This window comes from Hydrogenivirga sp. 128-5-R1-1 (assembly GCF_000171895.1).
The window spans coordinates 1-1,403 of record NZ_ABHJ01000373.1 but is presented as its reverse complement, the minus strand read 5'-3'; the positions used below and the strand labels follow the sequence as shown (position 1 = coordinate 1,403).

1 protein-coding gene and 1 pseudogene are annotated in these 1,403 nt (G+C 26.9%); both read left to right on the top strand.

Translation table 11 applies throughout. The features are described 5' to 3' along the window. Positions 1-655: pseudogene (locus HG1285_RS20025) on the top strand (SAM-dependent DNA methyltransferase); the annotation flags it as partial. A gap of 35 nt (positions 656-690) precedes the next feature. Continuing rightward, positions 691-1,263, top strand: a complete 573-nt coding sequence (locus tag HG1285_RS18985) for a Panacea domain-containing protein (protein ID WP_008289377.1) — start codon at positions 691-693, stop codon at positions 1,261-1,263. Positions 1,264-1,403 lie beyond the last annotated feature (140 nt).

Below are 1,403 nucleotides of genomic sequence, written 5' to 3'. Positions count from 1 at the left end.
TGAAGCCTTTGGATATTACAAAATAACAGTTGAAAGACCATTAAGGCTAAAAGTTGTCTTATCAGATGAAAATTTAAAAAGCTTTGAAGAGGCTATAAAAAGCAAAAAGAAGAAAAAAGAAGCAGATTATAGACTATTGGAAGTTTTAAAGGATATATCTAAAGATTTAACCGATGAGTATATTTATGACTTTAATAAGTTTTTAAGATTAATTGAAAAAAAAGGGATAAAAATAAATTCTGAAAACAAAAAGTTAATACAAAAATATCTTACAGAAAAAGATGAAAATGCAAAGCCTGTCATAAAAGAAATTTATAAAAATAAAGAGGCTGATAGACTTTACGGATTTTTTGAAATTGACATTGATGGGAAAAAAGTTGTAGTTGAATATGAACCAGACACAGATTTGAGGAATACTGAAAATGTGCCACTCCTTGAAGAAGGAGGCATTGAGGGATTTTTTGAAAGGGAAGTTTTACCTTATGTGACAGATGCATGGATAAACAAAGATAATATTAAAATTGGTTATGAGATTTCTTTTACAAAATATTTTTATAAACCTGAAAAATTAAGGGAACTTGACGAAATAGTATTAGACTTGAAAAATTTACAAGAAGAAACAGAAGGTTTACTTGATGAAATATTGGAAATGTAATAATTTTATTATATAAGTCTTTTTGAGGGAAATTAATGAAAAGATACAATATAGAAAAAATTGCTAATGCAATTATTTTGGCTTTAGATGAAGGAGTAAATTTTTTAGGAAAAACAAAATTGATGAAACTTATATTTTTTGCAGACAAAGAACATATAAAAAGATATGGAAGACCTATATTTTTTGAGTTTTATGTAAAAGATAATATGGGACCTGTTCCACTAAAAACATATAGTATTTTAAGTTCTGTAAACGACTTAGAAAATGAAGATTTTAAAGATGAGGTTGAAAGCCTTTTACAATGGCTTGAAGTAGAAGAAAAAGATGTAAATAGAAAGTTTCCTATGTTGACATTCAAGAAGAAAAAAGAGTTTGACCAGTCTGTATTTAGCAAATCAGAAATTGAAGTTCTAAAGGATGTATTTAAAAAATTTAAAGATTATACGGCACAGCAAATTAGCGAATATTCACATAAACTACCAGAATACAAAAATAAACTTTACTGGGAAGAGATTACTTATAAAGATATGGCAGAAGAAATGAAAGAGTTTCTTGAATTTTGGGAAGAAGAAAGAAAAGCCTTTTTTAAATCTATAACAAGAAAATAAAAGGAGAATATTTTGTTTTCTTTTCCCACTTTTATACAAAGATGGGGAGTTTATCATTGGGAAGATTATAGATTTTCAGACGGACTCAAAGAAATAAATATTGGATAGCTTTAAATTGTAAATTAATAATCCCAGATGAA

What these genes read in the sequence shown, in the direction of transcription:
- HG1285_RS18985 (WP_008289377.1), top strand. Translation starts at nt 691, where the DNA reads ATGAAAAGATACAATATAGAAAAAATTGCTAATGCAATTATTTTGGCT.